Origin of the sequence: Polaromonas sp., assembly GCF_049790275.1 — a bacterium.
Lineage (GTDB): Bacteria > Pseudomonadota > Gammaproteobacteria > Burkholderiales > Burkholderiaceae_C > Polaromonas.
In genome coordinates this window covers 1-10341 of record NZ_JBAQYR010000109.1, presented here as the reverse complement: position 1 = coordinate 10341, position 10341 = coordinate 1, and the positions used below count along the sequence as shown (strand labels likewise).

At 62.0% G+C, this 10341-nt stretch carries 11 protein-coding genes; 4 read left to right on the top strand and 7 right to left on the bottom strand.

Annotated features, from left to right (window positions below; genetic code table 11):
- The 5 genes from sbcB to WA904_RS14355 form a co-directional block, all read right to left on the bottom strand.
- Window positions 1-1026 (bottom strand): exodeoxyribonuclease I (gene sbcB / locus WA904_RS14375; RefSeq protein ID WP_425197805.1); only part of this gene is annotated, 1026 nt, incomplete at its 3' end.
- Between the two features lie 149 nt (window positions 1027-1175).
- Complete coding sequence (clpA, locus tag WA904_RS14370) at window positions 1176-3512, bottom strand: ATP-dependent Clp protease ATP-binding subunit ClpA (protein ID WP_425197804.1); 2337 nt, start codon at window positions 3510-3512, stop codon at window positions 1176-1178.
- Between the two features lie 82 nt (window positions 3513-3594).
- On the bottom strand, window positions 3595-3963 hold the full coding sequence (gene clpS / locus WA904_RS14365; RefSeq protein WP_425197803.1) for an ATP-dependent Clp protease adapter ClpS: 369 nt from the start codon (window positions 3961-3963) through the stop codon (window positions 3595-3597).
- Window positions 3964-4179: 216 nt separating this feature from the next.
- On the bottom strand, window positions 4180-5433 hold the full coding sequence (icd, locus tag WA904_RS14360; protein WP_425197802.1) for an NADP-dependent isocitrate dehydrogenase: 1254 nt from the start codon (window positions 5431-5433) through the stop codon (window positions 4180-4182).
- A gap of 190 nt (window positions 5434-5623) precedes the next feature.
- Entirely contained in the window at window positions 5624-6022 is a 399-nt protein-coding gene (locus WA904_RS14355) for a hypothetical protein (RefSeq protein ID WP_425197800.1), read from the bottom strand.
- A 44-nt stretch (window positions 6023-6066) separates the two neighbouring features.
- Here WA904_RS14355 and WA904_RS14350 point away from each other — a divergent pair, with 44 nt between their 5' ends.
- Window positions 6067-6555 carry a DUF192 domain-containing protein gene (locus tag WA904_RS14350; protein WP_425197799.1) on the top strand — a complete coding sequence of 163 codons (489 nt, stop codon included), beginning with the start codon at window positions 6067-6069 and terminating at the stop codon, window positions 6553-6555.
- A 66-nt stretch (window positions 6556-6621) separates the two neighbouring features.
- Here the strand turns inward: WA904_RS14350 and WA904_RS14345 are convergent, their stop codons facing one another.
- Together WA904_RS14345 and xseA are read right to left on the bottom strand one after the other, a co-directional pair.
- Window positions 6622-7203, bottom strand: a complete 582-nt coding sequence (locus tag WA904_RS14345; protein WP_348065241.1) for a superoxide dismutase — start codon at window positions 7201-7203, stop codon at window positions 6622-6624.
- Window positions 7204-7260: 57 nt separating this feature from the next.
- On the bottom strand, window positions 7261-8556 hold the full coding sequence (gene xseA, locus WA904_RS14340) for an exodeoxyribonuclease VII large subunit (RefSeq protein WP_425197798.1): 1296 nt from the start codon (window positions 8554-8556) through the stop codon (window positions 7261-7263).
- Between the two features lie 341 nt (window positions 8557-8897).
- Here xseA and WA904_RS14335 point away from each other — a divergent pair, with 341 nt between their 5' ends.
- The 3 genes from WA904_RS14335 to WA904_RS14325 form a co-directional block, all read left to right on the top strand.
- Complete coding sequence (locus WA904_RS14335; RefSeq protein ID WP_348065245.1) at window positions 8898-9539, top strand: MotA/TolQ/ExbB proton channel family protein; 642 nt, start codon at window positions 8898-8900, stop codon at window positions 9537-9539.
- 76 nt (window positions 9540-9615) lie between these two features.
- Window positions 9616-10044 (top strand): ExbD/TolR family protein, encoded by a 429-nt coding sequence (locus WA904_RS14330; RefSeq protein WP_425197797.1) that lies wholly within the window; start codon window positions 9616-9618, stop codon window positions 10042-10044.
- Between the two features lie 2 nt (window positions 10045-10046).
- Window positions 10047-10341: tetraacyldisaccharide 4'-kinase (locus WA904_RS14325; RefSeq protein ID WP_425197796.1), on the top strand; the 295-nt coding region annotated here is incomplete at its 3' end.

Below are 10341 nucleotides of genomic sequence, written 5' to 3'. Positions count from 1 at the left end.
GCGCAACGCCGCTTCGAGATCCACGCCCCACCTGGCCGCCATCTCCGGGCTCAGGGTCGCCAGCTTGCGCACGACCATGGGCGACTTGTTCAGGTGCACCGACTTGATGGGCAGGCGCGCCACGCCTTCCGGCAGGTCGGCACTTTTGCTGAACAGGCGCTGGCGCAGGGTGGCCACGTCGAGCAGCGGCAGCTCGCCGGGGTCCTGCGCCAGGTCCCAGGCCAGCAGCTCGTTTTTGTTCGACGGATGCATGGCCAGCGGCCACATGACGGCCAGGCAGCCGCGCTCGGGCGGGAACATGCCCGACACATGCAAAAACGGCTGGGCGGTCTGCGGGCTGGTGGGCAGGCCGAGTTCGGCGGCCACACGGTCTTTCTTGTGCAGCCCCAGACAGAAGTCGAACAGCCTGGGCTGGGCCGTGCGGATCAGACGGGCCAGCGCAATCGTGGCGCGCACATCGGACAGCGCATCGTGCGCCGACTCGTGCAGCAGGCCGTTGGCGCGCGCCAGGTCTTCGAGCTTGAAGCTGGGACGCAGCGCATCGGCTTCACCGGGCCGGCGTTCGTCCGGCTTCATCGGCCACTCCATGCCTTCGGGCCGCAAGGCGTAAGCCATGCGCACCACGTCGAGCAGGTCCCAGCGGCCACAGTTGTTCTGCCACTCGCGTGCATAGGGATCCGTCAGGTTGCGCCAGAACAGGTGGCGCGTCACCTCGTCATCGAACCGGATGGTGTTGTAGCCCACGCCTATGGTGCCGGGCTGGGCCAGCACGGCTTCGATGCGGGCGGCGAACGCATGCTCGGGCAGGCCGCGCTCCAGGCACAGCTGCGGCGTGATGCCGGTAACCAGGCAGGAGGCCGGATCGGGCAGGTAGTCCCTGGCCGGCTGGCAATAAATCATCAGCGGCTCGCCGATCTCGTTGAGCTCGGCATCGGTGCGGATTCCGGCGAACTGCGCCGGCCGGTCACGGCGCGTGTTCAAGCCAAAGGTTTCGTAGTCGTGCCAGAGAAAGGTGTGCGGAGCCATCGGTTGAATGCTTTTTTTCGGGTTAGTGGAGAAAATAGTGCTCTAGCCCAATGAGAACGGGCGCAAGCAGCTATTGTTTCAGGAGCAAAATAAAAAAAGGCCGGTAGCGCCATGCTACCGGCCTTTTTGCCGAACGCCTAAACGGGCTTTCAGTCTGCCGTGGCCTCTTCGGCTTCGGGTTTTGCCCGGCCTTCCTTCTTCGGCAGCGGCTGGATGTCGAGCACGACCTCGCCGTTTTCCACGCCTTTTTCGTCGGTGGTCACCTTCATGTCCACCGTCAGGCGCCCGCCATCGACCAGGCGGCCGAACAGCAGTTCGTCGGCCAGTGCACGACGGATCGTGTCCTGGATCAGGCGCTGCATCGGGCGTGCGCCCATCAGCGGATCGAAGCCCTTCTTGGCCAGGTACTTGCGCAGCGTGTCGGTGAAGGTCACGTCCACCTTCTTCTCGGCCAGTTGCGTCTCGAGCTGCAGCAGGAACTTGTCGACCACGCGCAGGATGACGGTTTCGTCCAGCGCCTTGAAGCTCACCACCGCGTCGAGGCGGTTACGGAACTCGGGTGTGAACAGGCGCTTGATGTCGGCCATCTCGTCGCCCGCCTCGCGCGGGTTCGTGAAGCCGATCGTCGCCTTGTTCATGGTCTCGGCGCCGGCATTGGTCGTCATGACGATGATCACGTTGCGGAAATCGGCCTTGCGCCCGTTGTTGTCCGTCAAGGTGCCGTGGTCCATGACCTGCAGCAACACGTTGAAGATGTCCGGATGCGCTTTCTCGATCTCGTCGAGCAGCAGCACCGCATGCGGCTTCTTGGTGATGGCTTCGGTCAGCAGGCCACCCTGGTCGAACCCGACGTAGCCCGGAGGCGCGCCGATCAGGCGGCTCACCGCATGGCGCTCCATGTACTCGGACATGTCGAAGCGGATCAGCTCGATGCCCATGATGTAGGCCAGCTGTTTGGCCGCTTCCGTCTTGCCGACGCCGGTGGGACCGGAGAACAGGAAGGAGCCGATCGGCTTGTCGTCCTTGCCCAGGCCCGAACGCGCCATCTTCACGGCGGAAGCCAGCACATCGAGCGCCTTGTCCTGGCCGAACACCACGCTCTTCAAGTCGCGTTCCAGCGTCTTGAGCTTGCCGCGGTCGTCGTTGGACACATTGGCGGGCGGAATGCGCGCGATCTTGGCCACAATCTCCTCGACCTCGGCCTTGGTGATGGTCTTCTTGCGCTTGGACGGCGGCAGGATGCGCTGGGCGGCGCCGGCCTCGTCGATCACGTCAATCGCCTTGTCGGGCAAATGGCGGTCGTTGATGTACTTGGCGCTGAGTTCGGCCGCAGCCTGCAAGGCCGCCACCGCGTACTTGACGCTGTGGTGCTCTTCAAAGCGCGATTTGAGACCCTTGAGGATTTCCACCGTTTCCTGCACGGTCGGCTCAACCACGTCGACCTTCTGGAAGCGGCGTGACAGGGCTGCATCTTTTTCGAAGATGCCGCGGTACTCGGTGAAGGTGGTCGCGCCAATGCACTTCAGCTGGCCCGAGCTGAGCGCGGGTTTCAGCAGGTTGGACGCGTCCAGCGTACCGCCCGAGGCCGCACCGGCACCGATCAGGGTGTGGATCTCGTCAATGAACAAAATGCCGTTGGGCTTGTCCTTCAGCGCTTTCAGCACGCCCTTGAGGCGCTGCTCGAAGTCACCGCGGTACTTGGTGCCGGCCAGCAAGGCGCCCATGTCCAGCGAATAGACCTGCGCTTCGCCCAGAATCTCGGGCACGTCTTTTTGCGTGATGCGCCAGGCCAGGCCCTCGGCAATCGCGGTCTTGCCCACGCCGGCTTCACCGACGAGCAAGGGGTTGTTCTTGCGGCGGCGGCAGAGGATCTGGATCACGCGCTCGACTTCGTAGTGGCGGCCGATCAGCGGATCGATCTTGCCGTCCTTGGCGAGCTGGTTCAGGTTCTGGGTGTACTGCTCGAGCGGCGAAGCCTTTTCATTCTTCTCGCCGCCCTCTTCGTTCTCGGCAGCGCTCTCGCCGGCCTTGGTCGGCTCGGGCGGGTCGCTCTTCTTGATGCCGTGGGCGATGAAGTTCACCACGTCCAGGCGTGTCACGCCCTGCTGATGCAGGTAATACACGGCGTGCGAGTCCTTTTCGCCGAAGATCGCGACCAGTACATTCGCGCCGGTGACTTCCTTCTTGCCGTTGCCGGTGGACTGCACATGCATGATGGCGCGCTGGATCACGCGCTGGAAACCCAGCGTGGGCTGCGTGTCCACGTCGTCGCTGCCGGCGACCTGTGGCGTGTTGTCCTTGATGAAATTGGCCAGCGCCTTGCGCAGGTCATCGATGTTGGCAGAGCATGCCCGCAGCACCTCGGCCGCGCTGGGGTTGTCAAGCAAAGCGAGCAGCAGGTGTTCCACGGTGATGAACTCGTGGCGCTGTTGCCGGGCCTCGACAAAGGCCATGTGCAAGCTGACTTCTAGTTCCTGGGCAATCATTGCGTTTCCTTTCGGCTTGCGGCTGGGGTATCTGATGTGATCATTGTGTAACTCTTCAAGCCGATATGGGCTGTTTTTTCCATTATTCAATGGGCTCGCACACACACTGCAGCGGATGGCCGTTCTTTCGCGCTGCTTCCGTGACCTGGTCCACCTTGGTGGTGGCCACGTCCTTGGAAAACACGCCGCACACACCTTTTCCGTCGAGGTGGATCTTCAGCATGATCTGCGTCGCGGTTTCCCTGTCCTTGTTGAAAAATTCCTGGATCACCACCACCACAAACTCCATGGGCGTGTAGTCGTCGTTGAGCAGCACGACCTGGTACATCTGCGGGGGCACGGTCTTTTGTGGTCGGCGCTCAAGCACGACCGAATCACCTCCGTTGGCGTCATCGGGCTTGAAGACCGGTGCCTTGGGTGTTGCGGGAGTCTTGGGAGGTTTGCTGGCCATGGAATTCATTCTAGCGACCGGAATTGTCCAGTGCGCCTGACAGGGAAATTGGTGGCGGGAACGCGACAATCAAGCGCGCACAATTGACTTTTCGCAGGCAGGGCGAAAGCCCATGAAAAAACCGCCCCGGCCAAAGCCTGGGGCGGTTTTGCAGCCTTTTCTGCCTGTTTTTCCGGCAGTCCGGCAGGTCGCCGGCCAAAGCGGCCGGCGGGCAGCTTACATGTGGTCGATCATCACCTGGCCAAACCCGGAACAGCTGACCTGGGTCGCACCCTCCATCAGGCGGGCAAAGTCATAGGTGACCTTCTTCGACTCGATCGATTTTTCCATCGAGCTGATGATCAGGTCGGCAGCCTTGGTCCAGCCCATGTGGCGCAACATCATTTCAGCGGACAGGATTTCGGAACCGGGGTTCACATAGTCCTTGCCGGCATACTTCGGTGCCGTGCCGTGTGTGGCTTCAAACATGGCGATGGTGTCGCTCAGGTTGGCGCCCGGGGCAATACCGATGCCGCCCACCTGGGCCGCCAGCGCGTCGGAGACGTAATCGCCGTTCAGGTTCAGCGTGGCAATCACCGAGTATTCGGCCGGGCGCAGCAGGATCTGCTGCAGGAAGGCGTCGGCAATCGAATCCTTGACGGTGATTTCCTTGCCGGTTTTCGGGTTCTTGAACTTCATCCACGGGCCACCGTCGATCAGCTCGGCACCGAATTCCTTGGCCGCCAGGGCGTAGGCCCAGTCACGGAAGCCGCCCTCGGTGAACTTCATGATGTTGCCCTTGTGGACAATCGTCAGGCTGGGCTTGTCATTGTCGATGGTGTACTGGATGGCCTTGCGCACCAGACGCTCCGTGCCTTCGCGCGAAACCGGCTTGATGCCGATGCCCGAGGTGTTGGGGAAGCGAATTTTCTTGACGCCCATCTCGTCCTGCAGGAACTTGATGAGTTTTTTGGCCTTGTCGGATTCGGCTTCGAACTCGATGCCGGCATAGATGTCTTCCGAGTTCTCGCGGAAGATGACCATGTTGGTCTTCTCGGGCTCTTTCACCGGCGAGGGCACGCCCTTGAAGTACTGGATGGGGCGCAGGCAGACGTAGAGGTCCAGTTCCTGGCGCAGGGCCACGTTCAGAGAACGGATGCCGCCGCCGACCGGCGTGGTCAGCGGGCCCTTGATGGAGACCACATAGTCCTTGACGGCATGCAGCGTTTCTTCAGGCAGCCAGACGTCAGGGCCATAGATCTTGGTCGACTTCTCGCCCGCATAAACTTCCATCCAGTGGATTTTTTTCTTGCCGCCGTAGGCTTTGGCCACGGCTGCGTCCACCACCTTGAGCATGACCGGCGTGATATCCGCCCCCGTACCGTCTCCTTCAATGAACGGAATGACCGGCTCGTCCGGAACATTCAGTGAATTGTCGGCATTGACAGTGATTTTTTGACCCTGGGCGGGCACCTTGATGTGCTGGTACATGTAGGAAAGTCTCCGGTAAGCGCTGAAAATTGCAGGGAAACTGCTGGGCGCGGGTTAGGTGATAACCCCTAAATTCTAGCCGCAAAACAGGGGATGGGACTTTTCGGTGCCCCTTGTGTCAACCGTTTGCAAACGGGCCTCGTTACGGTGATGCCTCCGAAATTTTCGGGGTCTTTTCCAACAACGTCACTTACAGGAAATCCTCATGAACAAAGTCATCGCTGCCCTGATCGCTGGTCTTTTCGCTGCCGGTGCTTTTGCACAAGCTGCCGCTCCTGCTGCCCCAGCTACTCCTGCTGCTCCCGCAGTAGCTGCTACGCCTGCAATGCCTGCCGCTCCGGCTGCCAAAGCTGACGCAAAAGCCGATGCCAAGAAAGCCAAGGCTGAAAAAGCCGCCGCTGCCAAAGCCGCCAAGGCCGAAAAAGCTGCTGCAGCCAAGAAGGCCAAGGAAGAAAAAGCCGCCGCTGCCAAAGCCGCCAAAGCTGAAAAAGCTGCTGCAGCCAAGAAAGCCAAGGAAGAAAAAGCCGCTGCCAAGAAGTAATACTTTCAGCGCTTTGTCCAAAATGCCCGCACTGCGGGCATTTTTCATGGCCCTCGTTTATGCTCGTTACCTGACCCTCTCCTGTTGATCCCATGCCTCTGCAATACAACCCAAGCAAGTCATCCGTTCGAAACGGCCTGGCCAATGCACTTTTCGGCCTCGTGTTGATCGCGAGCACTGCCCTGGCACAGAATGCGCCGCAAACCAGCCTGCCGCGTGCCAGGCTGTCGGCGGGCATGCACCAGATCGATGCGCAGCTTGCGCTGACGCCCGAACAGCGGCAGATCGGCCTGATGTTCCGGCAGGAGATGCCGCAAACCGAAGGCATGCTGTTCGTGTTCGAGCAGCCTGCCCAGCAGTGCTTCTGGATGAAAAACACCCTGCTGCCGCTGACCGCGGCCTTCGTCGCCGACGACGGCACCGTCGTGAACCTGGCCGACATGAAGCCGCAGACCACAGACTCGCACTGCTCCGAAAAACCGGTGCGTTACGTGCTGGAAATGAATGCCGGCTGGTTTGCGAAAAAGGGCATCAAGGCCGGCAGCCGGCTGTCCGGCCAGCCTTTTGTGAAAACACCCTGAACGCGACCTGCGGGCACCCATAAAAAAAAGCCGACATGATGTCGGCTTTTTTATGCGCGGTGCAACTTATGCGAAGTTGGACTCGGCAAAAGACCAGTTCACCAGGTTGGAGAGGAAGGTCTCCACAAACTTGGGACGCAGGTTGCGGTAATCGATGTAGTAGGCATGCTCCCAGACGTCCACTGTCAGCAGCGCCTTGTCGGCGGTAGTCAGCGGCGTGCCGGCGGGACCGGTGTTGACGATGTCAACCGAACCGTCGGCCTTTTTCACCAGCCAGGTCCAGCCCGAGCCGAAATTGCCGACAGCCGACTTCACAAACGCTTCCTTGAAAGCGGCATAGGAGCCGAACTTGGCGTTGATGGCCGCGGCCAGTGCGCCTGAAGGCTCACCACCGCCGGCGGGCTTCATGCAGTTCCAGAAAAAGGTGTGGTTCCAGATCTGGGCAGCGTTGTTGTACACGCCGCCGCTTGATTTCTTGATGATCTCTTCGAGCGTCATGGCCTCGAACTCGGTGCCCTTTTGCAGGTTGTTGAGGTTGACCACGTAGGCGTTGTGGTGCTTGCCATGGTGGTACTCGAAGGCCTCCTGGCTGTAATGCGGTGCGAGCGCGTCAATGGGATAAGGCAGCGGGGGGAGCTTGTGTTCCATGTTTTTTTCCTCGTGAGGTGTTGTTGATAAAGCGAAGGGCAACGGGCATTGTAAAAACTAAATTAGCCGCGGTGCGGAAACGGTCAAATCGACCTCGCCGTCGGCAAGGGTAGCGCGCAAGGCCTGGCCGGGCCGGGTGGCGCGCGCGCTGGTGACGGCCTGCCCCTGCATGTCCGCGAGCCAGGCATAACCGCGCTGCAGCACGAGCTTGGGGTCCAGCGGCGCCAGCCGCAGTCCGGCGCGCTCCAGCCGTCGCTGCTGCTGCTGCATCGCCACCGACAGGGCTTGCGGAAAGGCCAGCGTGAGGCCCTTCAGGTGGTTTCTTTCGTGCTGGATGCCGGACTGCAGCGCATGCCGCAGGCGCTGTGCCTGGCCGGCCAGCCGGGCCTGCTGGCGCGTCACAAGGTGTGACGGCCTGCTCACGCGCGACGCAGCCCAGTCCAGCCGCTGGTTGTGGGCCTGCAGTTGCCGCTCGACACCGTCCTGCATGCGGCCCTGCGCCAGTTCAAGTGCACCCAGCCAGATTGCCCGCGGCTGGGCGCACATTTCGGCGGCGGCTGTTGGCGTGGGCGCGCGCAGGTCGGCACAAAAATCGGCGATGGTGAAATCGGTCTCATGGCCCACCCCGCACACCACAGGCGCGGGCGATGCCACGATCAGGCGCGCCAGTTGCTCGTCATTGAAGGACCAGAGGTCTTCCATGGCGCCGCCGCCGCGTACCAGCAGGAGCACGTCCACTTCGGCGCGCTGGCCGGCCAGGCGCAGAGCCTGGCGCAGCTCTTCCGGCGCCTGTGCGCCCTGCACGCTGGCCGGATAAATGACGACGGGGATGTGCGGCACGCGGCGCCGCAGGGCGGTGACCACATCGTGCAGCGCTGCAGCGCCCAATGAGGTGACCACACCGATGGCACGGGGCAGCAGCGGCAGCGGCCGCTTGCGGCCGACCTCGAACAGGCCTTCGGCCTCCAGCCTGGCCTTGAGCTGCAGGAACTGCTCGAACAGGTTGCCCTGCCCGGCCTGCTGCATGGACTCGACCACCATTTGCAGCTCACCACGCGGTTCATAGACGCCCAGCCGGCCGCGCACTTCGACCCGTTGTCCGTCGCGCGGCGAAAAATCCAGCAGGCCGGCGGTGCGCCGGAACATCGCGCAGCGAATCTGGCCCTGCTCGTCCTTCAGGGAAAAGTAACAGTGCCCACTGGCGGCCCGCGAAAACCCGCTGACCTCCCCCTGCACCGCAACCGGGTTGAAACGGGCTTCCAGGCTGTCGGCGATGGCACGCAACAGCGATCCGACCGGCCAGACCCGCACGCCAGAAGAAGCTCTCTCCACCGTCCGGGAGGGTTCAAACACGGTCAAACCCCTTGATTTGCCGGGGGCAATACTCCACAGAGGCGCATGCTTGCAGGGTCAAACCCGCGGTTTGCCGGGGAGGCTTAGATAAATTCGTGTAACCCATTGATTTCAAACAACTTTATTCTGCTCAATTTTTCATCGTTTTGTCACAGTGCCCATTTGGCGCGGCCCGGCGGCCTGTCGCCCGCTACTTGCTAACAAAGTTATCCACAAGATCTGTGGGTTAGGTCCTACAACTTACAGGATGCTCAAAAGGCTCTGCTTCGTGTCTGCCATACCGGCTAGCGTTGCTGGCTGGGCCATAATCCACAGCACCTATTTGCCCGGGAGACCGTTCCTTGTTTTCGATCATACAAGCCGCAGGCTGGCCCATCTGGCCCTTGATTGCCTGCTCCATCCTTGCGCTGGCCCTGGTCATTGAGCGTTTTGCCAGCCTGAAAACCGCCAAAATTGCCCCGCCGAAATTGCTGGATGAGGCCATCACCGTGTCGCGCAGCACGGTTCCGGCGCCCGATGTGGTGTCCCACCTGGAACGTAACTCCCTGCTCGGCCAGGTGCTGGCGAGCGGTTTTCGCGCACTCAACACCAACCCGCGCATCAGCGAGGACGACTTGCGTTCCACGCTGGAAGGCGCGGGCCGCCGCGCCGCTCACACGCTGGAGCGTTACCTCGCGGCACTGGCCACCATTGCCTCGGCCGCTCCCCTGCTGGGCCTGCTGGGTACCGTCATCGGCATGATCGAAATTTTTGGCTCCCAGGCGGGCAGCGGCGGCGTGACCAATGCGGCCGGCGGCAACCCCGCGCAACTGGCACAGGGTATTTCGATTGCGCTGTACAACACGGCCTTCGGCCTCATTGTGGCGATCCCTTCGCTGATTTTCTGGCGCTACTTCCGGGCGCGGGTGGACGGCTACCTGCTGACCATGGAAATTGCCGCCGAGCGTTTTGTGCGGCACCTGAACACTTTGCGCAAGTCATGAGCCCCCTTGCATCTCACTGCGTGTACTGCCCCCGAGGGGCCCTGACCTCCCTGGATCAGCCTGGCGGAGACGCGTCATGAGATTCCACGGCCCTTCGCGGGATGAACCCGAGATCAACCTGATCCCCTTCATCGATGTCCTGCTGGTGGTGCTGATCTTCCTGATGCTGTCGACCACCTACAGCAAGTTCACCGAGCTGCAGATCAAGCTGCCGGTGGCTGACGCTGACCAGCAGCGCGACTATCCCAAGGAAGTGATCGTGGCCGTCAGCAGTGATGGCCGCTACATGGTCGCCAAGATGCCCGTTCCCGGACGCAGCATCGAAGCGCTGAGTGCCGCCATCACCCAGGCGGCCAAGGCCGGCAAGGACAGCGTCATCATCATCAGCGCGGATGCCAGCGCCACGCACCAGTCGGTGATCACCGTGATGGAAGCGGCCCGGCGCAGCGGCCTGACGCAGATCACCTTCGCTACCCAGAGCGCGGCGCAGGCCGGCTCCCGGTAAAGGTGTCGCAGCGGCTGCAGCAGGCCTGGCTGCGGCGCGGCGTGCTGGCGCGCCTGCTCTGGCCTGTGGCAAAACTTCATGAGCTGCTGGTGGAATTGCGCAGGCAGGCCTTCCGGACCGGCTATTTCAAATCCGCGCGCGTACCCGTTCCCGTGATCGTTGTCGGCAACGTGGTGGCTGGCGGCGCCGGCAAGACACCGGTTGTCATTGCCCTGGTGCGGCATCTGCAGGCACGCGGCATACGCGCCGGTGTGGTGTCGCGCGGTTACGGGCGTGCCGGCCAGCACTGCCTGGAAG